At 36.4% G+C, this 25,860-nt stretch carries 21 protein-coding genes; 19 read left to right on the forward strand and 2 right to left on the reverse strand.

Going from position 1 to position 25,860, the window contains the following annotated elements:
- The first annotated feature begins 132 nt into the window (after window positions 1-132).
- From acsn021_RS00165 to acsn021_RS00200, 7 genes are all read left to right on the forward strand, one after another.
- Complete coding sequence (locus acsn021_RS00165) at window positions 133-849, forward strand: LytR/AlgR family response regulator transcription factor (RefSeq protein WP_184093123.1); 717 nt, start codon at window positions 133-135, stop codon at window positions 847-849.
- The gene (locus acsn021_RS00170; protein ID WP_184093122.1) at window positions 846-2,171 is read left to right on the forward strand and encodes a sensor histidine kinase; all 1,326 of its coding nucleotides are present in this window, start codon (window positions 846-848) and stop codon (window positions 2,169-2,171) included. The genes acsn021_RS00165 and acsn021_RS00170 overlap by 4 nt, the downstream gene beginning before the upstream one ends.
- 124 nt (window positions 2,172-2,295) lie before the next feature.
- A complete protein-coding gene (locus acsn021_RS00175; protein WP_184093121.1) occupies window positions 2,296-2,874 on the forward strand; it encodes an accessory gene regulator ArgB-like protein in 579 nt (192 codons plus the stop codon).
- Window positions 2,875-3,024: an AgrD family cyclic lactone autoinducer peptide gene (locus acsn021_RS00180; protein WP_184093120.1), complete on the forward strand. Its 150-nt coding sequence runs from the start codon at window positions 2,875-2,877 to the stop codon at window positions 3,022-3,024.
- Between the two features lie 242 nt (window positions 3,025-3,266).
- Window positions 3,267-6,536, forward strand: a complete 3,270-nt coding sequence (locus acsn021_RS00185) for a DUF6240 domain-containing protein (protein WP_184093119.1) — start codon at window positions 3,267-3,269, stop codon at window positions 6,534-6,536.
- Window positions 6,537-6,717: 181 nt separating this feature from the next.
- On the forward strand, window positions 6,718-8,142 hold the full coding sequence (locus acsn021_RS22980) for a flagellin N-terminal helical domain-containing protein (RefSeq protein WP_279289754.1): 1,425 nt from the start codon (window positions 6,718-6,720) through the stop codon (window positions 8,140-8,142).
- A gap of 126 nt (window positions 8,143-8,268) precedes the next feature.
- Window positions 8,269-8,748, forward strand: a complete 480-nt coding sequence (locus acsn021_RS00200) for a flagellar export chaperone FliS (RefSeq protein ID WP_184093118.1) — start codon at window positions 8,269-8,271, stop codon at window positions 8,746-8,748.
- An 84-nt stretch (window positions 8,749-8,832) separates the two neighbouring features.
- Here the strand turns inward: acsn021_RS00200 and acsn021_RS00205 are convergent, their stop codons facing one another.
- Window positions 8,833-9,831, reverse strand: coding sequence for a LacI family DNA-binding transcriptional regulator (locus acsn021_RS00205; RefSeq protein WP_184093117.1), 999 nt, complete (start codon window positions 9,829-9,831; stop codon window positions 8,833-8,835).
- 697 nt (window positions 9,832-10,528) lie between these two features.
- On the opposite strand from acsn021_RS00205, the gene malQ reads away from it, so the two are divergent.
- The 6 genes from malQ to acsn021_RS00235 all read left to right on the forward strand — a co-directional run bounded on the left by malQ (window position 10,529) and on the right by acsn021_RS00235 (window position 19,928).
- On the forward strand, window positions 10,529-12,025 hold the full coding sequence (gene malQ, locus acsn021_RS00210; protein ID WP_184093116.1) for a 4-alpha-glucanotransferase: 1,497 nt from the start codon (window positions 10,529-10,531) through the stop codon (window positions 12,023-12,025).
- A 35-nt stretch (window positions 12,026-12,060) separates the two neighbouring features.
- The gene (locus acsn021_RS00215; RefSeq protein WP_184093115.1) at window positions 12,061-14,400 is read left to right on the forward strand and encodes a glycogen/starch/alpha-glucan phosphorylase; all 2,340 of its coding nucleotides are present in this window, start codon (window positions 12,061-12,063) and stop codon (window positions 14,398-14,400) included.
- A 93-nt stretch (window positions 14,401-14,493) separates the two neighbouring features.
- Entirely contained in the window at window positions 14,494-15,795 is a 1,302-nt protein-coding gene (locus tag acsn021_RS00220) for an extracellular solute-binding protein (protein WP_184093114.1), read from the forward strand.
- A 168-nt stretch (window positions 15,796-15,963) separates the two neighbouring features.
- Entirely contained in the window at window positions 15,964-17,346 is a 1,383-nt protein-coding gene (locus tag acsn021_RS00225) for a carbohydrate ABC transporter permease (protein WP_330601776.1), read from the forward strand.
- The gene (locus acsn021_RS00230; protein WP_184093112.1) at window positions 17,346-18,203 is read left to right on the forward strand and encodes a sugar ABC transporter permease; all 858 of its coding nucleotides are present in this window, start codon (window positions 17,346-17,348) and stop codon (window positions 18,201-18,203) included. Before acsn021_RS00225 ends, acsn021_RS00230 begins: the two co-directional genes overlap by 1 nt.
- A 141-nt stretch (window positions 18,204-18,344) precedes the next feature.
- Window positions 18,345-19,928 (forward strand): alpha-amylase family glycosyl hydrolase, encoded by a 1,584-nt coding sequence (locus acsn021_RS00235; RefSeq protein ID WP_184093111.1) that lies wholly within the window; start codon window positions 18,345-18,347, stop codon window positions 19,926-19,928.
- A gap of 103 nt (window positions 19,929-20,031) precedes the next feature.
- Here acsn021_RS00235 and acsn021_RS00240 read toward each other — a convergent pair whose 3' ends face one another.
- Window positions 20,032-20,253 carry a YaaL family protein gene (locus acsn021_RS00240; RefSeq protein WP_184093110.1) on the reverse strand — a complete coding sequence of 74 codons (222 nt, stop codon included), beginning with the start codon at window positions 20,251-20,253 and terminating at the stop codon, window positions 20,032-20,034.
- 126 nt (window positions 20,254-20,379) lie between these two features.
- Between acsn021_RS00240 and acsn021_RS00245 the strand changes: the two genes are divergently transcribed.
- From acsn021_RS00245 to acsn021_RS00270, 6 genes are all read left to right on the forward strand, one after another.
- A complete protein-coding gene (locus acsn021_RS00245) occupies window positions 20,380-20,652 on the forward strand; it encodes a pro-sigmaK processing inhibitor BofA family protein (RefSeq protein WP_184093109.1) in 273 nt (90 codons plus the stop codon).
- Between the two features lie 233 nt (window positions 20,653-20,885).
- Entirely contained in the window at window positions 20,886-21,800 is a 915-nt protein-coding gene (locus acsn021_RS00250; RefSeq protein WP_184093108.1) for an alpha/beta fold hydrolase, read from the forward strand.
- Between the two features lie 157 nt (window positions 21,801-21,957).
- Complete coding sequence (locus tag acsn021_RS00255) at window positions 21,958-22,575, forward strand: A24 family peptidase (RefSeq protein ID WP_184093107.1); 618 nt, start codon at window positions 21,958-21,960, stop codon at window positions 22,573-22,575.
- Window positions 22,576-22,655: 80 nt separating this feature from the next.
- Window positions 22,656-23,660: a P-loop NTPase family protein gene (locus acsn021_RS00260; protein ID WP_184093106.1), complete on the forward strand. Its 1,005-nt coding sequence runs from the start codon at window positions 22,656-22,658 to the stop codon at window positions 23,658-23,660.
- A gap of 92 nt (window positions 23,661-23,752) precedes the next feature.
- On the forward strand, window positions 23,753-24,997 hold the full coding sequence (locus acsn021_RS00265; RefSeq protein ID WP_243167876.1) for a CpaF family protein: 1,245 nt from the start codon (window positions 23,753-23,755) through the stop codon (window positions 24,995-24,997).
- Between the two features lie 112 nt (window positions 24,998-25,109).
- Window positions 25,110-25,853 carry a type II secretion system F family protein gene (locus acsn021_RS00270; RefSeq protein ID WP_184093105.1) on the forward strand — a complete coding sequence of 248 codons (744 nt, stop codon included), beginning with the start codon at window positions 25,110-25,112 and terminating at the stop codon, window positions 25,851-25,853.
- Window positions 25,854-25,860: the final 7 nt, after the last annotated feature.

Consider the following 25,860-nt stretch of genomic DNA (forward strand, 5'->3'; position numbering starts at 1 on the left):
GGGTGCATATTTGGTTAGTCTTATTTTATAATATGAATTCCAGTGCAGGTGTAATAGATATTAATATGGATGTAAATAAAATAAGGGATTAAAAACATAAAATACACGAACATAAAGGATGGGAATCCCAGGATGGTTTTAAAGATAGCAATTTGTGACGACGAAGAGATCTTTTTGGAAGAACTGCTTTATCAGATGTCTGTAGAATTAAGAAAAACCGATACCAAATTTCATGTCACTACTTATATGAACGGAGTGGAACTTTTATCGGATAATGAAAAAGAAATATTTGATCTTGTGGTTTTAGATATTGAAATGCCGCATCTAAACGGTATTGAGGTAGCTGAGCAGATTAGACAGAGAAATCCCTATGTTTGTATCATCTTCATTACCAATCGGGAGGATCTTGTGTTTCAATCCTTACGTTATAGGCCATTTCGGTTTATACGTAAATCCAAGGTATATGAAGAATTGCCAGAAGCAATAGATGGAATCATTCAAAAGCTAAACAGTGAAAATCAATATTACACATTATCCTTTAATAATTCTCCGATTCAGTTAAGAATCTCGGATATTATGTACATCGAAAGTATTAAGCACGATATTTATTTTAATTGTCAGGAACAGAAGTACCGTGTAAAAAGTAACTTAAGTAAACTGGAAAAAGAATTTGGGATTCATGGTTTTATTCGGGTACATAGTGGTTTTTTAGTGAATTACCGTTATATTTATTCCATAGACAAAACAAAAGTAATATTAAATAACAAAGAGATGGTGCCGCTTAGCCGACACAGGTTAGAAACTGTGAAACAAAAGCTCCAGCTATATGCAAGAGGTATGCAGGGATGATTTGGACAATAATAGAGTATGTAGCAACCTTGGTACAATGTCTGGTTTCAACAGAGTTTGTAACTAGATATTTAGGGTTGAAAAAGAAAGATGTAAAGCATTTCATAGCGTTTATAACTGCTTTTCTGGTGCAGGTAGGTGCTACCTTAATCATGAATAAGATAACACTGTTTGAAGGGGTAGCAGGTCTTATATATCCAAGCATTGTTATTATATATGGTGTCTTCTTTTTGAATGGCTCCATATATGAAAAAATAGTGATTGCCTGTATAGACAACGTTCTTAAAATGATTACAGGTATTACTATATTGACATTAATCAGCTATCTGTCTCCAATGGACGTCAACCTGTTAATCATACAAAGAGGTGTTGAGCGGTTTATCGTATTGGTAATGGGCTTGTCCAGTTACTTTTTTCTCACCCGTATGATTTTACGATTACAGAAAAACAACAAGTTTTCTCTGTCCATAGCAGAATGGCTAGCGATTTTAAGTGTTTTTATAACTTCCTTTGCTACAGGCGTTTTGGTATTCGAGATTCTACTTTCCAGTCCAAATACTAAAATGAATGATTTCTATGCAGTTTTAATCATTGCCGGACTTATATTAATAAATATGCTTTGTTATTATATCTTTGCAAAAGTAAGTGATAAAAATAAAGAAAAGATGAGATATTCATTAATGGAATTAAAGCTGGAAGAACAGGAAAAAAATCTATTGGCTATGAAACAATCCTACGAGGAAATACGTAAAATACGTCATGACATGAAAAATTATGTGGAATGTGCGGTTACGCTGTTACAGAATGGTAAAAATAGTGAAGCCAGCACTTATTTAGGAAAGCTCCTTGAAGATAAAATGAGTTTTGTCAATCAGATGGTATTTACAAAAAATGATGCGGTAAATGCCATAATAAGCTCTAAAATGAACGTATGCAAAAAAAACAATATTAATTTTAAATGTGAAATTACCGGTAGAGTAGAGCAGGTATCCGAGCTTGATATTAGTATTCTGTTGGCAAATCTATTGGATAATGCCATTGAGGCAAGTCTAAAATTAAAGAAAGACAGAGAAATTATCTTAAATATATATAATGAAAAGAACTATCTGGTCGTTTTGATTGGTAATATTATTGGAGAGTCAGTTCTATCAAAAAATCCAGATTTAATTACTACCAAAAAGGATAAGCTTCATCATGGAGTCGGCAGTATCAGTGCAAAAGATATTGTGCATAAACATAATGGAATGATGAGTATTTATGAAAAAGAACATTATTTTTATGTTGACATATGGCTAGGACTAAATCAAGAAAATGATTTATAACCAAACATGCCTGATGCTCGTCCAAACATGGTAAAGGTATTGAAAAATAAGAGGTAATCAGCTATTATAATTAAAGAACTTGAGGCATTCAACCATGATGTTAAATACATTAGGAGGTGGTAGTTTGGCCAATCGGTTTGCATTAAGAATAGCTGATTTTTTATGCAGAAATAATACAATTCAGCATGAGGATAAAGAGATATATGTTTACGGATTTGAAATTTTATTTTCAAATATTGTTAACTTTATTTTGATTATGGTAATGGGTCTGTTACTCAAACAGTTTCACCATGCATTGTTGTTTTATATTGTATTCGTTGTTACCAGATCATATTGTGGTGGTTATCATGCCAGTACATATATGAAATGTAATATAACTTTTGTTGGAACTTTTATTGTCACTGTGATTGCTTCAAATATGATTTATCCTACAATATCTTTCGTATATTTAATTGTGTTTCTTGCCATCTATGTTGGATGTGTCCTGGAATATGCACCAATCGACAATGTACATAAAAGATTGACAGAAGAAGAGAAAGGCAGATATAGAAAAATCAGTATTTTGATAAGTGTATTTTGGACTGTTACAGTATTTGTACTCTACTTTTTATCGAAACATTATGCTACTACATTAACTTTAACGTTAGTAATGATTGCTATGTTAATGTTAATTGAAGTCAATAAAAAAAAGGAGTCATATTAAATGAATGTAAAAAACAGTTTTTTAAAAACACTGGCTCAGATAGGTCTGTCATCTGCGAAGAAAGCAGCAGGAACCGCATCTCAATACGGGATATACCAGGCTACTGAACCAAAAGGGATTTCTAAGATAAGTGTTAATAAGAATGCTTAGTTAAGTAACAAGATGATTACTGGGGGAGTATATCACTATAGTAAAGTACTTTGAACCATCATCCTACGGGTGGATTCAAAGTACTTTTTTTGTTTTTTAATACCTGTAGAGTTAAAATTGTTAAAGCTTTTATTAAGTTCTGCCGAAATAAACTCTAACATGTGATAACGAGAGCAGGATAACATAGTTATCTGAACTATGAATCAACGAATTACAGTAGGGCTTTGGAATGTGAGGGAATTATGAACATAAACGGAATAAATACAAATGGAAATCTCAACGGTATTCAAAATGTGACAACAGTTACCTGTAAGGATGTAGAAGCAGTTAGTACCGACAAAAAGGGTATGGAGGAAATGTCAAAGGTATCCTCGGTTGAGCCTTCTATAGAGAATACTTATACAGTCTATGATGAAGAGGCTTTAAAAGCTGAAAATAAAGATAAGGAAACGGAACCCGCTGTTGCTGATGAAAAGTTAGAAAATAGCGTGGAGCAGATGACGGAAAAAGACTACCAGACAATTGTTGAAGAAGGTATTTCCTTAGAAAAGTATACGTTAGAGCAATTGGAGAGGATGCTTGAACGAGTAAAATCACAGAGGAATAGTAATGCAGATGGTGTAGAAGCGGCAAAGCAGTTGCTGGAGGAAAAAGCGGAAGCCGTTAATAAAATTAGTAATTATACTGGCATAAATAAAAAGATAGCTCAAAAACTAAAAGAAGCGAACCTTCCGGTAACAGAGGAAAATATATTAAAAGTGGCTGGGAGTATTGGAATGGCACAGGCTGCCTTACAACTTTCGGATCAATCAATTCGTTACCTAGTTAAAAATGATTTGGAACCGACTATTGAGAACATATATAAAGCAAAGTTCAGTACGGCAGGTATTGTGGGCAAATCCGGACAAAATCCGGACAAATCAGGTCTGGCAGCTTATTCGACAGCAGGCAGTAATTCAGCAGATATTTTACTAAGTGAATCGGAATGGCAGGGATTACAGGGGCAATTAAAGGTAATTCTTGAAAACGCCGGGCTTAATACGGATTTAGAATCCATGGATATGGCAAAGTGGATGATAATTCATAAACTGCCAGTGAATGATAATACTTTATGGTCTTATCTGGATTTAAAAGAGGTAACTACGCAGGTAAATGAAGAAGAGTTATTGGATAAAAGCATAGATGCACTATCACAGGGAAAGTCTCCTAAAACTGTTTCTTTAAGTCGGAAAGCGGAGTTAAAAGTAAACAAACTTATCAAAGCAGTTGACACTATTTCTGATAAAGCCATCGAAACAGTTGTAAAAAAACGTGAGGACTCTATCCAGAATATTTCAATAAAAGAACTTTATGGGGCACAGCAGGGTCTTAAGGAAGCAGACAGTCAAAAAGCCGAAGTATTAGAGACTTCTAAAACCAAAGCTGCTAATGATTTTGATATAAAAACTATCATCGTAAGAAGACAACTAGAAGAAATCAGACTGAAGATGACAGTAGAAGCCGGAGGCAAACTGCTTAAGAAAGGGTTTCAGTTGGATACGGATTCTCTTAGTAAAGTCATTGACGGATTAAAAGAAATAGAGGACCAATATTATAAGAATCTGTTAGAAGAAAGCAAAGTTGAAGTAAATACTGCCAATACAGAACTTCTTAAGAATAGCCTAGAAGGCGTTGAAGAATTAAAAAGTATGCCAAGCTATATTCTTGGCAGTACCCTGCACAACAAAAATTTAGAGACAGTAAACAGCCTCTTGTCAGAAGGAAGTAATAGTAAAAGAGTTCTGGCAAACCAGACATATGAAGCCTTGATGACAAGACCCAGAGCTGATATGGGAGACTCTATCCAAAAAGCGTTTCGTAATGTGGATGATATTCTTAAAGATTTAGATATGGAAACTACACAGGCGAATGAGCGGGCTGTCAGGATACTTGGCTATAATAACATTCCAATAAATGAAGAAAATGTGGAAGCAGTCAAAGGCTATGATGCCCAAGTGAACTATTTGATGAAAAATTTTCATCCCGCAGTTGCAGTTGAGTTAATTCGTAATGGGATAAATCCACTTAATATGCCAATTGAAGAACTAAACCAACAGATTGATACAGTAAGGAATGAAATTGGTGTTAGTGATGAGGAAAAGTACAGCAGATATCTTTGGAAATTGGAAAAGAATAACGAAATAACAGAAGATGAGAAGAAAACATGCATCGGTATCTACCGGCTGCTAAATACAGTAGAGAAAAGTGATGGAGCCGCGGTTGGAGCTGTTATTAAGGCAGAGCAGAATATTACAATGAAAAGCCTCCTGACAGCAGTACGGTCAAAAAAAGCAGGGGGTATGGATGAGGTAATTAATGACTCCTATGGGGAACTTGAAAAACTAACATTTTCAAGGGAAAGAATTACGGATCAGATTAATAGCTCTTTTTCTGCATATTCTTCAGAGGAATTGTCAGGGTATGAGGAGAATAAGAAACAATATATTGATTATCTGGTGAAGGACATTATGGAAAATATTACGCCGGATAAATTGATGGAATCTGGGAATGCAGATGCGCTACTCGATATGTCCATAGAGAAATTGCATGAAATGCTTACGCAAAAGGAAGAACTGTCATCAACAGATTATGCATATTTGGAAAGTAAAACCGAAGAGTTTAAAAATCTGATTGGTAATAGAGAAGCATCTACAAAACTATTAAACAATTACGAACTTCCGGTTACAGTACCTAATTTAATAGCAGCTGGTGAGCTTTTAGGGAAGGGGAAGACTGCGTTTACACAGTGGAAAGAATATGCAAGGGATGAAATGTTACAAACAGATGATACCGGAAAAAGAGAACTATTAAAGAACACCAACTTGGATATAAACTCTATTTCGGACAGCTTAACAGATGCAATGTCAGAACCCGAAACCATTAAAAATCAATATCAGGTAATTGAGCAGAGCATGAATGAGATTCTTGACTCATTTTATTCCAATCCGCTTATTACTTCATCGGATGTTAATACGCTTCAAAGAATCAGTTACGGAATGTCTTTCTTAAGTAAGATGGCAACCAAGGAAAGCTATGAAATACCATTAGCCGTTGGAGATAATATAACCAATGTAAACGTAACAGTTTTACGCAATACAAAAGAAGCAGGTAAAGTGAATATAAAAATGGATTCAGAGATACTGGGAAATGTTGGTGTTAACATATCTATAAAGGATAATAAGGTAAATGCTTTGCTAACTTGTGATAATCGTGCCGGACTTGAGGAATTGGCAAGTAAGAGAGAAAGCCTTTCAGAGGAAATTATAGCCGCAGGGTTAGAAATTAGTCAAATAAATTATGGAATAGGTAATATTATCGGCGATTCTTACCGATATAACAATCATAGCGGTTCCAAAGAAGAAACAGAAAGAACGTCAGATTCACAGAATAAGGTTAATACAAATGCTTTATATTCTCTGGCTAAAACATTTTTAGTACATATAAAGGAAATAGAACTTGTTAACAATTTGTAAGACTACTAGATTTAGTCAATTGCGAAACAGTCATTCTATTTATGATGGAACTGTTAAAATCAACAAAAGTGAACTGCAATTTGTGGCATGTCACCTTAATTTTTGAAATTTTAACTATTTCATAATGAGATGAAAGGGTTTCGCATACACCTAATTAATAAGAAAGGAACATAGGAAAAGAATGAGAATTAATCATAATATTTCAGCATTAAAAGCAAACAATCAGTTAGGAAGAACAAATAACGCTCTGGATAAAAGTTTAGAGAAATTATCCTCCGGTTATCGTATTAATAGAGCAGCAGATGATGCAGCCGGTATGGCAATCTCCCAAAAGATGAAAACACAAATCGCTGGTCTGGAGCAGGCATCCAGAAATGCTTCCGATGGTATCTCCATTATACAAACAGCAGAAGGAGCATTAACGGAGGTTAACTCCATGTTGCAAAGAATGAGAGAACTATCTGTACAGGCTGCCAATGGTACCAACACTACAGATGACAGAAAGTCCATACAGTCAGAAATCGACCAGTTAAAAGAAGAAATTCAAAGAATTTCAGATACGACTGAGTTTAATACAAAAACGTTATTGGACGGCAACATTGATAAAAAATCTTATACCAATTCGACAGCAGCTAAATTAGTTTCCTTATCGGATGCTATCTCAAGCGGTGAGTATACTATCGTAGTGGGTACACCACCAAAAAAAGCGAGTGAAATAGGAACGGATATTGATGAAACTAAATTCCCGGCAGCTAGTGGAAGTACCGTATCCGGTAAGCTTAATATTAATGGTGTAGAAGTAGAGATAGCAGTGGGCGAATCCTTTGACGAAGTATTTGAAAAAATACGTGAAGCCGGTGAAATTGCCAATGTAAATGTGTTTACAGTGGATGCTGCGGGTGATCCTTGTGATATAAATGATACAGGAGCCAGAATTGCCTTTGAAACCAAGGGTTATGGTTCTGACCAGAAAGTTGCAGTTTATTGTGATGACAATAACTTAAAGTCAGCTCTTGGATTAACAACTACCACAAAGACGTTGGGTGTTGATGCTAAGGTAACACTCGGAAATGGTTTTACTACCACAGCTACAGTAACATCATCTGGTAATTTAGTAAAAGTGACAGATACGAATGGTTTTGAAATGGTATTTGATGTAGCGGAAAGTGCAGCAGCAGGCAATTCAGTTACGGTTACTGTTCTGGATGCAGGTCCAATGAAACTTCAAATTGGTGCTAATGAAAATCAGACTATGGATGTAAGAATACCTAAAGTGAATCCGGTTACCCTTGGTATCGACCTAGTTAATATATGTACAGAAGAAGGAGCCCAAGCAGCTATTACAAGTTTTGATAACGCCAATAATCAGGTTAGTGCAATTCGTGCCAAATTGGGTGCTTATCAGAACCGTTTGGAGCATTCTATTTCTAACTTGGATACAACAGCTGAAAATATGACAGAGGCCTTGTCACGTATTGAAGACGTAGATATGGCAAAAGAGATGGCTACTTACACCCAGAAAAATGTTTTAGCACAGGCCGGCACCTCCATGCTGGCGCAGGCGAACCAAAGACCACAAACTGTTTTAACTTTATTACAGAGCTAAGCTTATTAGGCAGGTCTTTTAAATGACCTGCCTAAAGCCGTACTTGAATAATTGTGATAAAAGGTTGAAGAAAACTTCAACCCCTTGATTTGTACGCGACTAAAAGGTCGCAGATGGGAGCGAAACATGGATAAAGAGCTAGCCAAAACCTTTGCTACCAGAGTAACACAGGCAAATCGTACAGAGTTGGTGGTAATTATGTATGAGGTAATACTGTCTGATCTAAAAGCGGCAAAGGAGAACTATGATAAAGGAGATGTAGAGCAATTTATCCAGGAAGTAAAGCATGGTCAAAAATTCTTGAGTGAATTAATGGCTACGCTTAATTATCAGCAGGAGATTGCACATGACCTTATGAGTCTATACATATATGTTAATAAAGCGCTTGTTACAGCTATTTTTAAGAAATCATCGGATTCATTAGCGGAAGCGGAATCTATATTAAAGATACTGTTGCAGGGATTTGGAGAAATTAGTAAACAAGACAAAACCGGACCTGTTATGAAAAATACCCAGCAGGTATATGCCGGACTTACATATGGTAAAGGTGTTCTTAATGAGACTTTTGTCGATCCAAACCAGCAGAGCAGAGGCTTTAAAGCATAAAAATATTCATAAACAAATAGTAAAAGGAAACCGTCTGGTACAGAAGGAAATGAAGGCTGTACCAGACGGTTTTTTATAATTATACTATTGAGTCTTACACATTCCGGTTGATTGGCGCTTTATAAATTTTGCTCGAAGCAGTAATTTGCTGATAGTTACATTGTGTATCAGACCATCCAATAAAAGAAATGCACTTTTTCCTAAATCAATACGATCTTGACGTATAGTAGTTAAAGAGGGAGTTAATTGTGCCGCAATGGGTAAATCATCAAAACCCACTACGCTTATATCTTCCGGAATTTTAAGCCCCTGCTTCATGACTTCTGCGATAACTCCGGAGGCAATTAAATCACTGGCACAGATAATTGCAGTTGCACCATTTTCTAGGAATTTAGGTACATGGTACTTGGCACAGTCCGGTACATAATATCCATATTCAATTAATTCTTCCAAAGGGTTCAAATCATGCTTGGCCATACTGCCTACAAAGGCCTGGTAACGTTGTTCCGATACCATGGAATTCTTAGAACCGTTTAAAAAGGCAATGCGGGTGTGTCCAAGGCTCTTTAAGTGATCCACTGCAAGATCAATGCCTTCATAACTGTCGGTTCCTACATAACCAACATGATTGTTGCGTTCTATATAATTATCCAGCAGTACAGTAGGTACACTTGTTTTATTTAATTGCTTTACCCAATCATCGTGGAGGGTAAAGCCGAGTAAAAAAGCACCGCTGTATCCGTTCTTTAACATATAAGTATCAAACTTTTCGGCGGTCTGCATGGTAAGATTTGAGGGAACAACGGAAACATCCCAATGCCTTCTTGCGGCAGAAAGTTTAAAGCCTACAATTATCTCATATCCGAACTGGTCTATGTTTTCATAATCCATATTTTCGATTAAGATACATACTTTGCGGTTTCCGGTTGTTTTCATCTTCTTGGACGCATAGCCCATCTCAACTGCGGTATCTAGTACGAGTTGCCGCATCTGGTCACTAATATCGCTGGCACCGTTTAATCCTTTGGATACAGTACTGACAGCGATACCCAGTTTATCGGCGATATCTTTAATCGTTGCCATGGAAAATCCTCCTTAGAAAAAATTCGAAAATTGACTTGATGGTCTACTCTCTCATAAAAACCAGTATAACCCTAATACTTTGGGTTTTCAATATCTCATTTGGAATTTGAACAATATAACATATTTCACTGGATAGGAAAATGGTTTTTTGTCTAATTTTCTTAATAATTTAGTTGTTTTCAGAATGGTTTATTAATACGTGGCGAAATAGGAGGCATATATGGGGTTTAATACTCTTATTATTTTACATATTCTTATAAAATCCACATAAAACAAAGTACAAATAAAAGAGTAATTTCGAAAACTATATAAAACTAAGATAAAACATGAGATAAACTTTGATTTTTATTTGAAGCAACAGTAAAAATTATCCTTAATAATAGTAATTAATAGACAAATATGTATTTGAAATATAGTTTTAACTATAAAAAACTGCTATATATTTAGAAAAAATATTTGACAAAACAAATTTTTCCTGTTATCCTAAATGTAGATTTTCGAAAATTATCGAAAACAATACATAAAATCAATTGATTATTAAAATAGAACTTATGATAATTGATGGAGATTTTGTTAATTATAGTAGAAACCGGGTATGCAAGATAATATCTTTAACTAATATTCTTAGGAAAAGCTGTGTCTAAAATTTTTGAGTTGTATTTTTAGAAAAATATAAAAGAGAGCTGGAACAATAACTATGAATGAGAAACAACGTTTAGAAAGAGGGGCAGGAATACTTTTGCCTGTCAGCTCGATACCATCTCCCTATGGCATTGGTACCTTTGGACGTGAAGCTTATAATTTTGTAGACTTCTTAAAAAATGCAGGATGTATTTACTGGCAAGTTTTACCTGTTGGTCCAACCAGTTATGGGGATAGTCCGTATCAATCTTTTTCAGCCTTTGCAGGCAATCCGTATTTTATAGATTTAGAGGTACTGATAGAAGAAGGATTGCTTACCCGGGATGAGGTTATTAACTATGTTTGGATGGATACAGCAGATACTGTGGATTATGCCAAATTATACAATAATCGGTTTACCGTGTTAAAGAAGGCTTTTATAAGGAGTAAACATACTGAACAACCTGATTTTCTTATTTTTTGCAGGGAGAATGCTTTCTGGTTAAAGGATTATAGTCTTTATATGGCAATAAAAGAGCATTTTAACAGTGTAGAATGGTTGTTATGGGAAGAAGACATACGGAATAGAACAGAGGACTCGGTTCAGTATTTTTCGGAATTACTTAAGAAGGAAGTAGACTTCTGGACATTTCTACAGTATAAATTCCGAGCGCAATGGAATAAATTAAAAAGCTATGCAAATAGTAATGGAATCTCCATAATCGGGGATATTCCATTATATGTTGCTCTTGATAGTTCTGATGTATGGGTTCACGGTGATTTATTCGAGCTGGATGAACGGAAAAGGCCAATACATGTAGCAGGTGTACCCCCGGATGTATTTTCAAATGAAGGACAGCGTTGGGGAAATCCCTTGTATCAATGGAAGGTTATGGAGCGTGATGGGTTTTCGTGGTGGAGAGAGAGAATAAAGCATGTTGCGTCCTTATATGATATCATACGGATTGATCATTTTATAGGTATGGTAAATTACTACTCCATTCCGGCTGATTGTACTACAGCGGTTAATGGAGAATGGAGACAAGGACCCGGAAGAAAATTGATGAATGCCATAAAGGAATCCATTGGTACGGCAAAAATTATTGCAGAAGATTTAGGGGTGCTCACAAAGAAAGTAAAGACTCTGCTAAAAGCTACCGGTTATCCTGGTATGAAAATACTGGAGTTTGGACTTGATGGTCCTGCGAACAATGATTATCTGCCGCATAACTATTCCACACCTAATATAGTGGTTTATACCGGTACACATGATAATGAAACCCTTACCGGTTATCTAAAGAAAAAATCAAAAAAAGAAATGCAGTATATTTGCAGCTACTTTAATGTTAATTCCAAAAATAAGCTGACAGACGGAATCATTAGAAGTTTGTATAGCAGTATAGCAGATGTGGCTATTATACAGATGCAAGATTTATTAAAACTAGATAATAAGGCAAGAATGAACTTTCCTTCAACAGTAGGAGATAACTGGAAGTGGAGGCTCTTAACATCTCAATATGAGGAGATTGATACAAGCTTTTTATTGGAACTTGGAAAGCTTTACAGGAGATAGATAGTATATCAAAAAAATAGATAGAAGGAGGAACCATGGAAAATCATTTTAAAACCAATGTAATAGACCTGCTAAAACTGGATTATGGAAAATCAATAAAAGAAGCAACAACGATGGAGTTATATTACGCCGTTTCAAAAGCTGCTATGTTGTCACTGGAAAAGGAATGGGGGTTAAACCGGAGTAACAAAAAGGTATGTTATTTTTCTGCTGAATTTTTGGTAGGTAGGTTGATTTACAGTAATCTGTTAAACTGCGGTTTGTTTCATCCATTTGCGGAGCTTATGAGTGAGCACAACTTAGATATTCGTTTATTTGAGGATATTGACGATGCGGCCTTAGGCAACGGAGGACTTGGAAGGCTGGCCGCCTGTTTTCTGGATTCGGGTGCTACCGTTGGGATAACATTAAACGGATATGGGATTCGCTATAAATACGGTCTCTTTAAACAGTATTTTGAAGATGGATTCCAGAAAGAAACTGCGGATGACTGGCAAAACTTTGGAGATCCCTGGTCTGTGCGAAGGGAGGAGGAAAAGGTCAAGATTGTCTTTAAAAACCAGATGGTTTATGCGGTACCATATGATACACCCGTAATCGGGTATAGCAAAAATACAGTAAATACTTTAAGACTATGGCAGGCAGAGCCTTTAGAAAGCTTTAATTTTGAGTTGTTTAATGAGCAAAAGTATGATAAGGCAGTTAAGAAGAAGAATGAAGCAGAAGCGATATCAAGTATTCTCTACCCGAATGACTCCACGGATGCCGGTAAAAAATTAAGATTAAAACAACAGTATTTCTTTGCGTCAGCCTCCTTACAGGATTTGTTTAACCGTTATCGAAAAAATTTCGGTCATGATTTTAGTGGCTTTCCCAATGAATATGCAATCCAGTTAAATGACACCCACCCGGTGGTGGCAATTCCTGAGTTTATCAGACTTTTAATGGAGGAGGAACACTTTACCTTTGCAAAAGCGTTTCGTTTGGCAAAAGTAACCTTTGCCTATACCAATCACACGGTTATGGCAGAGGCTTTGGAGAAGTGGAGTATCTCTTTATTCAGAGCCGTAATTCCCCAAGTTTATAAGTATGTGGTGATGCTTCAAAAAGCCCTCTTAAAGGAATTAAAAACGCGTGGAATAGCGGATGCAGAAAAACAAGCCCCTTTTATGATTATAGATAAGGGACTGATATACATGGCAAGACTTGCAGTATATGCAAGTCATTCTACCAACGGAGTTGCAAAACTTCATACAGAGATTTTAAAGCAGGAGGTTTTTAAGGAGTGGTTTGAAATTTATCCGGAGAGGTTTCATAACAAAACCAATGGAATTACCCAGCGCAGATGGTTGGCCCTTGCAAATATGGAACTTGCGGGCTTTATATCTGATAAAATCGGTAATGCCTGGATGACTGATTTAGATAAGTTAAAGGAGCTAGAACGCTTTCAAGAAGATAAGACCGCTATAAAGCAATTTGACGAAATCAAGAAGATAAAGAAGACACAGCTTGCAGATTATATCTTAAAGCAGGAAGGAATTCAAATTAATACAGATTTTATCTTCGATATACAGATAAAACGTCTCCATGAATATAAAAGACAGCTTTTAAATGCATTTTCCATAATGGACATTTACTTTGGTCTAAAGGAGGGTAGGATAAAGGAATTTTACCCGACGGTATTTATATTTGGTGGAAAGGCTGCACCGGGGTATTTCAGAGCAAAAGGAGTCATTAAATATATTAATGAAATAGCTAAACTTATAGATTCTGACCCACAGGTAAATCAAAGGATGAAGGTTGTATTTGTATCCAATTATAACGTTTCTTATGCTGAAAAGCTCACACCCGCTGCAGATGTCTCCGAGCAGATATCCACAGCAGGTACGGAAGCCTCAGGAACTGGAAACATGAAATTTATGCTCAACGGAGCAGTGACTCTTGGTACCTTTGACGGAGCTAATGTAGAAATCGTTGAGCAGGCCGGAGGCGAAAATAATTATATCTTTGGAGCAAGAATAGAGGACATAGAGGCTCTAAAAGATTCGTATGATTCTAATAAAATATATAAGAAAAATACACGTATTAAAAAGGTAGTAGACACTTTGATTGACGGAACTTTTGATGACGGCAAGACAGGAATGTTTAAGGAGCTTTATGAGGCTTTATTAAAAGGAGCATCCTGGCATAGCCCGGATCATTATTATCTGCTCCTTGACTTTATTCCTTACTGTGAAGAAAAGCTTAAAGTGAATAAAGCGTATTCTGATACCCTTGCATTTCGGAGACAGTGCTTTATGAATACAGCCAATGCAGGCAAATTCTCCAGTGATAGAACCATAAAAGATTATGCAAGAGAGGTTTGGAAGGTATAGGTTTTTTGAGAAGTGTGAATAAAAGTAAATTCACACGTAAATTTGTGTCTGCGGCTCAAAGCTTGCAGGCATCGGAAAGGGCATGGTATAGATATGAAAAAAATGTTGATGTTACTTATGGTTTTCCTTGTTGTTCTGGGCAGTTTTGCAGCCTGTGGCAATAAAAATGAACCGACGGGTTCTAACAGTGGAGGTGATGATCTAAACGGAGGGACTAATTCTGATGAAGCAACTCCTACACAGGCGGGTAGCACGGAAGTTACTGATGTCACCTTAAAGGTGTGGGCTCCCCAGGAGGAGCAGGAGATATTAAAGCAGATGTGTGAAACTTTCAAGGCAGCACATCCTCAGTATAATATAACATTTGATTACGGCGTTGTATCGGAAGCAGATGCAGCCAATGAATTACAAAAAGATCCGGCTGCTGGAGCAGATGTATTTGCTTTTGCTTCTGACCAGACGGCAACGCTAGCCAATGCAGGAATTCTATATCCCATTACTTTAAATGCAGAGGCTGTCAAAGATGGGAATTCCAACGCTTCTGTTCAGGCAGCTACAGTAAATGGACAGCTATACGGTTATCCTTTTACACCTAATTCCTGGTTTATGTATTATGATAAGAGTAAATATTCAGAGGAGGAAGTTCTATCGCTAGATGCCATGATGGCAAAGGATTTAGGCGCAGGAGTTAAAAACTTTTCTGTAGATATTAATAATAGTTGGTACATATCTGCATTTTTCTTTGCCGGAGGAAGTACTTTGTTCGGTCCAGACGGAACAGATCCTACAAATTGCACCTTTAATGATGCCAATGGTTTGGCTGTAGGCAATTATTTAATTGATTTGGCAGCAAATCCTAAATTCCTGGACGACCAAGACGGCAATATCCTGACGGCTTTTGTAAACGGAAGCTTAGCAGCTGCCTGCTCAGGAACATGGAATGCTGAAGCCATTAAAGAAGCGCTAGGTGATAATTATGCGGCAACAAAACTGCCTTCCATTAAACTCAACGGAGAGGATAAGCAGTTAAGTAACTTCGCTGACTTTAAATTAATTGGAGTAAATTCTCAGACCATAAACCCTATTCCTGCTATGGAGTTAGCGGAATATCTTGCCGGAGAAGAGTGTCAGAAGATTAGATATGAAGCACGCAGTATTGCTCCTACCAACTTAAAACTAGCAGGAAATCCGGTTGTCTTAGCAAATCCTGCCGTTGCGGCGCTAAGTCTTCAGTCATCTTATTCCACCTTACAATCTTCTATCCCTCAGATGGGGAATTATTGGACACCAGCAGAAGCCTTTGGAACCGAAATTTTAAACGGAACGGTAACAAAAGATAATATACAGCAAAAGCTGGATGATATGGTTAGCAGTATTTTATCTACTATAGGTTAAAGGAAGATAGTATTAAACAGTTAATTTAGCCCATTGAAATTTTGAATAAAAGTTAATATATTACAGTAAATTAATCTTATTATGCCGTTCTTGCAGGGGCATTCGCCATTACGTAATGCATTCTGCAAGTCGGCAGGGATAAACTGGCATCAGATGGAGGGCAATGGTGTGAAAAAAGAATTAAAAGGTGTTAGAAATTGGTTTTTGTATTTCATAAGGACTTTTAAAAAGGGTGACTGTTTAACGAAGCTGTGTTTTTTTATTATGGGAAGTTCCAATTTGCTTCGGGGACAGATTGCTAAAGGGCTGGCATTTTTAGCAGCAGAAATTTTTTACCTTTATTATTTGATTACAATTGGACTTAGCTCATTAGCTGGTTTGGCTACGCTAGGAACCAAACAACAGGGTATGGTTATGGATGAGGAACTTGGTATATTTGTAGTACAGCAGGGAGACAACTCCATGTTGATGCTCTTAAGCGGTGTTGTGTCTTTGTTTTTGACCGCATTATTCCTTGTTATCTGGAGAGCTTCTATTAAAGCAGGTTATGAAGCGCAGCAAATAAAAGAACAGGGTAAGAGGCTGCCAGGACTATTAGAGGATATATGCACTTATTTTGATAGTAAGATTCATCGAACATTAATGGCACTCCCGCTTACCGGCATATTGCTTTTTACCGTACTTCCTTTGTTCTTTATGATATTAATTGCTTTTACCAATTACGACCATGAGCATCAACCCCCTGGTAACCTGTTTACATGGATTGGGCTTGCTAATTTTAAAACCATCCTGTTGTCCGGTGATACCATATCTAAAACATTCTGGCCGGTACTGGGCTGGACCATAATCTGGGCTGTGTTTGCGACCCTGCTTAATTATCTGGGCGGTATCTTACTAGCGTTGTTAATTAACCGGAAGGAAACAAAATGTAAAGGATTATGGAGAACCTTATTTGTTATATCCATTGCTATTCCCCAGTTTGTCTCTCTTTTGGTGGTACGAACCATGCTTAATAACGATGGAGCCGTTAATGCACTATTAAGAGAGCTTGGAATAATTGCGGATACTGCTTTTGTGCCTTTTTTATCAAATCCTTCTTGGGCTCGGATAACGGTTATTCTTGTTAATCTGTGGGTAGGCATTCCTTATACCATGCTTATAACTACCGGCATACTTTCTAACATTCCCGGAGACCTATATGATTCTGCCAGAGTAGATGGTGCGAATCAAGTGGTGATTTTTTTCAAAATTACTATGCCATATGTAGTATTTGTAACAACCCCCTATTTGATTACACAATTTATAGGTAACATCAATAACTTTAATGTTATCTATTTTTTGACAGGCGGAGGTCCTATCAGCCTTGATTATTATCAGGCAGGTAAGACGGATTTACTGGTTACCTGGTTGTATAAGTTAACAACAGGTACAAAGAAAGATTATTCCTATGCATCTGCTATAGGTATTCTGGTATTTATACTTTCCGCAGTATTTTCCCTGATTTCCTATCGAAGGACAGCATCCTATAACAGGGAGGAGGATTTCCAATAATGAAACAGAAACATTCTGCAAAAGGCAGGAAAGCAATTAAAAACACACTGGTACATATACTGTTGGCACTGTTGGCCTTTGTCTGGCTTATACCAATATTCTGGGTGATTATGACATCCTTGCGAGGGGAAGCCGGTTCTTATACACCTTATTTTTTTCCAAAACAACTTACATTTAATAATTATATCAGGCTCTTTACGGAGACAGGTCAGTTTTATTATTTAAGATGGTTTATGAACACATTTTTTGTAGCAGTTTGTTCTTGTCTTATCTCCACCTTTTATGTGCTGTCCATTTCTTATGCTATCTCAAGACTGCGTTTTCGGATGAGAAAACCTTTTATGAATATAGCATTGATACTTGGTATGTTTCCGGGATTTATGTCAATGATAGCCGTTTATTATATTTTAAAAGGACTCAATATGACCCAGTCTCTGCTGGCACTTATTCTAGTATACTCAGGAGGCGCAGGCTTGGGGTTTTACATAGCCAAAGGATTTTTTGATACCATACCTAAGTCTATCGATGAAGCAGCCTGGATTGACGGGGCATCCAAGTGGCAGGTATTTCGAAAAGTAACCATTCCTTTGTCAAAACCGATTATTATATATACGATTTTAACGTCTTTTATTGCACCCTGGACGGACTATATTTTTGTTAGTGTTATCATGGGAGACAATTATAATAACTATACCGTAGCCCTTGGATTATTTAAAATGCTGGAGCGAGAGTTTATTAATAACTGGTATACCAGATTTGCAGCAGGAGCGGTTATCGTATCCATTCCGATATCCATTCTGTTTATTATCATGCAGAAATATTATGTGGATGGGGTATCCGGAGCAGTAAAGGGTTAATAGGGTGCAGAAAACCTGAAAAAACAGTAGAATCAAATTCCAGGCATTCTTTAGAGAGAAGATGAAGATACATCTGGTTTCATACCAGAGTAAAAAAAAGTAAATTCGAAACCAGAAAGGAATACGGACGGAGAAAATAACATGAAGTCTACGATAAATAAAAAAAACTATCCATATCAGCAGGCATTAAATATAGTAGAGGATAATTACCGGACATATTATGAAGTATTTTTATACTCCTTTTATGACAGCAACAACGATGGAATAGGAGATATTAACGGTCTGATTGAAAAGCTTGATTACATCAACGATGGAAATGCATCCACTGATTCAGACTTAGGCTTTAACGGTATCTGGCTTATGCCAATCATGCCCTCGGATACCTACCATATGTATGACGTAAAAGATTACTATGGGATTGATTCCCGATATGGAACTATAGAGGATTTTAAAAGGCTTGTAAGAGAGTGTAATAAGAGGGGAATTAAGCTCATTATAGACTTAGTCATCAACCATACTTCTAGCACTCATCCGTGGTTTTTGTCTGCTTTAAAAAGCCTTGCCATAGAGCCTTGCGGTAAAGAGACCTGTATTCATGAAGGATTATGCAGGGAGCACAATCCTTACGTAAGCTATTACAATTTTATGAAAGGAAAGCCGGACGCCGGAAATTATTACAGTACGGGTGTAGGTGACTGGTATTATGAGGGGGCATTCTCTAGTAATATGCCGGACTTAAAGCTTCATGATACTGTACTCCGTAAGGAAATTGAAGATATTATTCTTTACTGGCTGGACATGGGGATTGGCGGTTTCCGTCTCGATGCTGCACTCCATTATTATTCTGAAGATACTGAAAAAAACACGGAAGTAATAGCTTGGTTGAATCAATTTCTAAAAGAAAGAAATTCCGAATATTATATGGTGGCTGAGGTTTGGACTAATTTCTCAAGCTTTTCAAAATACTATAGGAGTGGTATAGATAGCGTGTTTAACTTTGCTTTTGCCACAGAAACCGGCATTATAGTTAAAACATTAAATCATTCCGGTGACCAAAATTCAGGTAATGCTTTCGGAAAGGCCATGTTACAGGTACAGGAAGGATTAAAAAAATATAGCGATACGGCAATGGATGCTCCTTTCTTTACGAATCATGATACAGTAAGAGCTTCCGGATATTTTGCTGGTAACAGTCGTAAAATTAAAATGGCAGGAGGATTGAATCTGCTCATGAGCGGAAGTGCTTTTGTTTATTATGGAGAAGAGATTGGTATGAGCGGAAGCGGCAGAGATGAGAATAAAAGAGCACCCATGTATTGGTCTGATACAGTGAAAAAGGGAATGACCACGCCGCCTAAACATATGGAAAGAGTTAACCATATATTTGGAAGTGTTGAAGAACAAAGAAAAGATTCTTTATCTATCTATCATTATTATAAAAGGGCAATTCGCTTAAGAAATGAGAATCCGGAAATTGCAAGGGGTGAGATAGAGTTGCTTTCAGAAGTGACGGATATGGATATCTGTGCTTTGTCTAAGACATATAAAACCAGTAAAATTTTTTTGCTCTATAATATCTCTGAAGTAGAAAAAGAGGTAACACTAAAAAGAGAGATTTATAAGTATTCTGGTATAAGAGGGTATTTAACAACGGAAGGCGAGGAAATCACATTAGAGGGAGATACGGTCGTATTACCGCCATATTCAATTGTAGTATTAAAATAGTTTGAAGATTGCTTAAAAGATGCTGTAATATTTCTGAACTCTAATCATTGAAATATTATAGCACCTTATTATTAGCAACTTTTTATTTTTGTAATTTATAATATTATATAGTGGAATAGTCGTTTTCCAATTGTTTTGCCTGCTTAAGAAGATACTTATAGCGTTTCTGAACAGAATTCACCTCATAGATATAACAATCAATTAAGTCAGGATCTACTACGTTTTCAAAATTCGAATATGCTGATTCCAGAGCAAGCTTTGTCCGTCTTATTTCATTTAGCAAAGCATCATTTTGCTGCTTTTTTTTCTTTGAAAACAATTTCATACATGCTCCATTCTGCCTGAACTACAGGCTTATTCAACTTTTCTTTTGTTTATAGTATAGTCAGGCTATTGGAAGAATATACTACATTAAATAGAAAAATTTACTATATTATATGGGGAGGAAGGAATGGAGAGTAAAATATTTATTGCTATTATTATAATCTGTGTAGCTTTGATTCTGTTTGGTCTAATAAAACACCGCTATGATTTGTTTGTTAATTTTGGTCTGCGTATTTTTGCGGGACTTTTAGGTATATATTTGTTAAATGCTTTACTGACTCGGTTTGGTTTAACCTTTTGTGTCGGCACCAATGGGTTTAATGCGTTAATTATCGGACTACTGGGAGCACCGGGATTTATACTTATCTATGGCTTAGCGGCGTATTTTTATTTTTTATAATGTTTCATTGTGAAATAATTTTGCAGACACTCGTTAGATTTAATAAATATAGGATAGTAATAACTATGAAAGTTGTATAGATACCTTATTCGATAGATATCAAGATCCTTGTTTGTTAATAGTATTTGTATAATTTTTGAAATTACAAGTATGTGTATAATTTACAAACCAGTAAAAAAATGTTATAATTTAAACAGAACATATGTTTATAAAAATACAAAGGAGGCAATTAGGTGAAAAAACGAAAAGAAGTTTTTGAACATCTTGATTTGTATGTGTGCGAGGCACACAGATGGGAGTTTAAGATGAAAAAGTTTATAGTACTTTTATTATCAGCTGTTTTATTGACAGGCATGAGTATCAATGTACAGGCTCAGCCGGATTACTGTTTACAGAAGAATACCCCATTCTATCAGGGGCTGGTAGATATAGGAACACACAGCCTTTATGTTAATATGCAGGGAGAAGGTAAACCAACCATTGTTTTTGAAACTGGATACAGTGATACCAATGATTTTTGGTCAGTCATTCAGTCTAATCTAAAAGAAGAGTATGCAACCTTTAGCTATGATAGAGCAAAACTTGGTAAAAGTGAAGATAACGGGTTGGAAAAGAATGTACTGCAACAAGTAGAAGAGCTTAGGGCACTGCTTCATATAAAGCAAGTAGAAGCACCTTATATTCTGGTAGGTCATTCAGCAGGAGCTTTCATTGTAAAAACTTTTATGGCGCTATATCCGGAAGAAGTCGCCGGAGTACTTCTTATAGATGGTACAAGCGAATACCAGAATGAAGAATTACTGACGCTTATGCCTGCATTTCTACAAGAAGATGTGAAAAATTCCATGACCGCGGAAGGGGATTACAAAACCCTTGTTAAAAGCGGGGATATAATTAAGAATTTACTTGCAGATGCCGATATTAGCAATATTCCCATTACAGTATTAACTGCAACAAAGCCATTGGGGCTTGATGAGGTGGTTCCTGGTCTTGACGCCCAAATTACCGCAAAGCAGATTGAATTACAAGGCAGGATTCTTACCAAAACAAAGTATGGAAGCCAGATTCTAGTAGACGCAGGACATTATATATACCAGGAACAGCCACAGCTTGTTATTGATAGTATTAGAACACTAGCAGAAAGATAAAAAACAATTTCATACATGCCCTATTCTGCCTGAACTGTAGGGTTATTCAACTTTTCAATTGTTTAATATATAGAAGAGAAGACTTCACTTTGTGGAGTCTTTTTTTGAGTATAAGATATATCCAAAAATAATCTGATTTTTTGTCATATTTACCAAAATGAAACTATTTACAGAAACCTCGTTGACAAGATATTCCATAAGGTGTAATATAGCGTTATCTAAATTCAAAGAGGTGAAGCCTATCTTTCTAAAAGTGACTTGCCTTGTCTTACTATTAGTTCTAGCAGTACTCAAAGATTTAGAATCATATAAAATTCCGAACAAATTAATTATAATCGGCTTAGTGAACGGTTTTTTTATATCTGTCTATGAGCATGGAGGCACAGGCGTAATTCAATGGGTTCTAGGCATTGTTATCCCCATACTTCTGTTATCCCCTTTGTTTTTACTAAAAACCCTGGGGGCAGGAGATATAAAATTATTTTCAGTAATCGGCAGTTTTTATGGTACTGCCTTTGTATTACAATCAATTTTGATTGCTATGTTTGTTGCGGCAGTCATGTCTGTTATTCAACTACTAAGACACAAGCAAGTGTTTTATCGCTTTAATTATTTCAAAGAATATATCCAATTATTATTTAAGAATAAGCAACTAGGAATAAAGAAGGGTATCATACCCTATTACGACCGGAAGAGGGACGGAGTAAAGGCAATTATTCACTTTTCGCTGGCTATTTTGGTTGGATTTTTGATACAAATTTTTTATCCATTTTAACTTTGAGGGGGAGTTAGTATGAATAAGGTATTCAACCCCTTGATTTGTTCGCGACAAAAGGTCGCAGATGGGAGCTAAACATGAATACAACCATAGCTATTTATGATAAAGATAGTAATTATTCCAATCTGCTAATGGATTATCTGAAGAAGAAATATAAGTTTTTAGCACAATCAAGGGTTTTTACCAATCTTGAAAGCTTAAAGGAATATCTGAAAGAAGGCTCCATTCATATATTGTTATTAGGTGAAGAAGTAAAAGAGGATATTATTCAGGAGAATGCTAAGTATATATGCTTGCTTTCAGAGGGCAATTTTCTGAATGAAAATGAACAAAGTGATACCTCTCGCTATCCGACAATCTATAAGTTCCAGTCAGCAGAGAAGATATTAGAGGAGCTCTTTTCATATTTTCCGTTGGACAGGCTACAGGGAAAGCCCCAGGCTTTAATTCAGGAAAAAGAATTAATCGGAGTATTTTCCAGGGATACCGGTATTTCGTTACAAGGCTTTGCATTATCTTTAGCCCAGGAATACAGCAAATCTAAAAAAACTTTATACATTACCTTAAGTGAAATTCAAGCCTTAGAGGAGCTTATGTCCGGTGAGAACAAAAGCGGCCTGTCTGAAGTAATCTATTATCTAAAACAGAATCCATCAAACCTTTTACAAAAGGTAAACAGCGTTATTAAACATATGAATACACTGGATATTATACCGGGGGCAGCCTTTGGTCCGGATGTCTATGAACTTTCGGGTGAAGATATTATGTTATTACTAGATACTTTAAACCGATCTGATTATGAAGTGATTGTAATAGAAGCCTCCTCTCTTACTCTTTCTAATTTAGGGCTGCTAAGAGAATGCAGCAAGGTCTTTTTACTGGAAGCGGATAATTGCTTTTCAGAAGCCAGTCAAGAGATTCTAAGCAAACAGCTTACCTGGGCAGGCTGGGGGGATATAGTGGATAAATTTCAAGTTATCAGGCTGGGTGCTGAGGAGCAGCTAAGAATTTTAGAATATTTAGGGCAGGCCTTCTCTTCCGATTCGGTGCTCTTACCTGGGGCTGCTTTTGTAACAATGTAGACATACTAAACCACAAGTTTATGTGATGGAAACAGAGGGAATTGCTAAAAGTAGACTATAATCAATGAGTTTCACAAATACCGAAAAGAACAATGAAAGAAAGGGCAGCAAAAGCAGGTATGGAGATAAATAAAAATAAACTGCAGGAAATGGTACTTGAAAAAATAGATCTTACCAAAGAGCTAAAAGATGAAGAAATACTAGAAGTCATTGATGAGATACTTTTGAAAACAGGGAGAGAGTCTTTTATTGAGATGCAGGATAAAAAGCGTCTTAGGAGAGAAATCTTTAACTCAATCCGAAGACTTGATATCTTACAGGAACTTTTAGAAGATACTTCCATAACTGAAATCATGATTAATGGAGCTGACCATATTTTTATTGAACAAAAGGGTTCTATAAAACCCTGGAATAAACAATTTGAATCCCATAAGAAGCTTGCAGATATTGTTCAGCAGATTGTGTCTAAATCAAACCGTATTATCAATGAAGCTACTCCCATTGTTGATACAAGATTAGAGGATGGCTCAAGGGTTAATATTGTACTTCCTCCGGTGGCGATGGAAGGTCCGGTGATAACCATAAGAAAGTTTCCGGATAAGGCTATTACGATTGATAAACTAATAGAGATTGGATCGGTAACTTATGAAGTATCAGAGTTTTTAGAAAAGCTTGTAAGAGCTGGATATAACATTTTTATCAGTGGGGGAACCGGTTCCGGTAAAACGACCTTCTTAAATGTCTTATCTAATTTCATCCCCCAGGATGAAAGAGTTATAACAATAGAAGATTCAGCAGAATTACAGATTAAGAATGTACCTAATTTAGTAAGGCTTGAAGTTCGTAATGCTAATGTGGAAGGAAAGAACGGTGTTACTATAAGAGATTTGATAAAATCTTCCCTTCGTATGCGTCCTGACCGGATTGTAGTGGGGGAAGTTAGGGATGCAGCGGCTCTGGATATGCTGCAAGCCATGAACAGTGGTCATGATGGTTCCTTGTCAACTGGTCATGCCAATTCTGCTATAGATATGTTAAGCAGATTAGAAACCCTTGTGCTAATGGGGACGGACATTCCCCTGTTAGCAGTTCGCAGACAGATTGCTTCTGCAATTGATATTATTGTTCATTTAGGCAGGCTACGGGATAAAACCAGGAAGGTTTTGGAAATTTCAGAGGTACGTGGGTGTGTAGACGGAGAATTTGAAATAAATAAACTTTATGAATTTGTAGAAACTGGAGAAGACAAAGATGGTAAAGTACTAGGGAGTCTTGCGCGGACGGATAAGGAATTTATAAATATTGCAAAATTAAAAAGAGCTGGATTGGTACCTTAGTTTTTCAGGCATTTGTAAAGACGGTTAGTTTAAACAGCAAAAGAATTCTTTCAACAGTTGATTTATTCGTGTGCAAGTGAAAAACAGCCGAGCACACAGATGGGGGTTTAGTATGGTTAAGGATTATAACCAGTTTCATTATACAAAGGAAGGCTTTCTTAAATACTTTCTAAAAGGGGCACTGCTTGGAGGGGGTATCGGATTTTTGTTTTATTCTAATTTATTTGGAGTCGTTTTATCCTTCCCCATTGGGCTAATCTATGTGCATGGCAAAAAGAAGGATTTGATAGAAGGAAGAAAATGGCAGCTTAACCTTGAATTCAGGGATGGCTTGGCCAGTCTTTCTGCGGCATTGAATGCAGGTTATTCCGTAGAAAATGCTTTTTATCAAGCAGTTTTGGATTTAAAGCTAATGTATTCTGTGGATTCTTTAATTGTAACCGAATTTGAAGGAATTGTAAAACAGATTCAGATGAACCAGAACATTGAAGAGATATTAGAAGAGTTTGCAGTCAGAACTGGGATTGAAGACATTGAAAACTTTGCTGAAGTTTTTAAAACGGCTAAAAGAACCGGAGGGGATATAATTCATATCATTAGAACAAGCGGTAATACAATTCACGATAAAATAGAAGTAAAAAGGGAAATACGTACGTTAATAACCGGAAAGAAGTTTGAGGCTAATATTATGAGTGTAATTCCAATGGGAATTATCTTATATCTACGTCTTTGTTCACCTGCATTTTTAGAACCTCTTTATCATAATTTATTCGGATTTGTATTCATGACTATCCTATTGATTGTGTATTACGGGGTTTATCTACTATCCAAAAAAATAATGAATATAAAAATCTGATAGAAAG

Source organism: Anaerocolumna cellulosilytica (assembly GCF_014218335.1).
Taxonomy (GTDB): Bacteria; Bacillota; Clostridia; order Lachnospirales; family Lachnospiraceae; genus Anaerocolumna; species Anaerocolumna cellulosilytica.

Excerpts from the sequence above, each read along its gene's own strand:
- acsn021_RS00165 (WP_184093123.1), top strand. The coding sequence starts at position 133 with ATGGTTTTAAAGATAGCAATTTGTGACGACGAAGAGATCTTTTTGGAA.
- acsn021_RS00170 (WP_184093122.1), top strand. The coding sequence starts at position 846 with ATGATTTGGACAATAATAGAGTATGTAGCAACCTTGGTACAATGTCTG.
- acsn021_RS00180 (WP_184093120.1), top strand. The coding sequence starts at position 2,875 with ATGAATGTAAAAAACAGTTTTTTAAAAACACTGGCTCAGATAGGTCTG.
- acsn021_RS00185 (WP_184093119.1), top strand. The coding sequence starts at position 3,267 with ATGAACATAAACGGAATAAATACAAATGGAAATCTCAACGGTATTCAA.
- acsn021_RS22980 (WP_279289754.1), top strand. The coding sequence starts at position 6,718 with ATGAGAATTAATCATAATATTTCAGCATTAAAAGCAAACAATCAGTTA.
- acsn021_RS00200 (WP_184093118.1), top strand. The coding sequence starts at position 8,269 with ATGGATAAAGAGCTAGCCAAAACCTTTGCTACCAGAGTAACACAGGCA.
- acsn021_RS00205 (WP_184093117.1), bottom strand. The coding sequence starts at position 9,831 with ATGGCAACGATTAAAGATATCGCCGATAAACTGGGTATCGCTGTCAGT.
- malQ (WP_184093116.1), top strand. The coding sequence starts at position 10,529 with ATGAATGAGAAACAACGTTTAGAAAGAGGGGCAGGAATACTTTTGCCT.
- acsn021_RS00215 (WP_184093115.1), top strand. The coding sequence starts at position 12,061 with ATGGAAAATCATTTTAAAACCAATGTAATAGACCTGCTAAAACTGGAT.
- acsn021_RS00220 (WP_184093114.1), top strand. The coding sequence starts at position 14,494 with ATGAAAAAAATGTTGATGTTACTTATGGTTTTCCTTGTTGTTCTGGGC.
- acsn021_RS00230 (WP_184093112.1), top strand. The coding sequence starts at position 17,346 with ATGAAACAGAAACATTCTGCAAAAGGCAGGAAAGCAATTAAAAACACA.
- acsn021_RS00235 (WP_184093111.1), top strand. The coding sequence starts at position 18,345 with ATGAAGTCTACGATAAATAAAAAAAACTATCCATATCAGCAGGCATTA.
- acsn021_RS00240 (WP_184093110.1), bottom strand. The coding sequence starts at position 20,253 with ATGAAATTGTTTTCAAAGAAAAAAAAGCAGCAAAATGATGCTTTGCTA.
- acsn021_RS00245 (WP_184093109.1), top strand. The coding sequence starts at position 20,380 with ATGGAGAGTAAAATATTTATTGCTATTATTATAATCTGTGTAGCTTTG.
- acsn021_RS00255 (WP_184093107.1), top strand. The coding sequence starts at position 21,958 with ATGAAACTATTTACAGAAACCTCGTTGACAAGATATTCCATAAGGTGT.
- acsn021_RS00260 (WP_184093106.1), top strand. The coding sequence starts at position 22,656 with ATGAATACAACCATAGCTATTTATGATAAAGATAGTAATTATTCCAAT.
- acsn021_RS00265 (WP_243167876.1), top strand. The coding sequence starts at position 23,753 with ATGAAAGAAAGGGCAGCAAAAGCAGGTATGGAGATAAATAAAAATAAA.
- acsn021_RS00270 (WP_184093105.1), top strand. The coding sequence starts at position 25,110 with ATGGTTAAGGATTATAACCAGTTTCATTATACAAAGGAAGGCTTTCTT.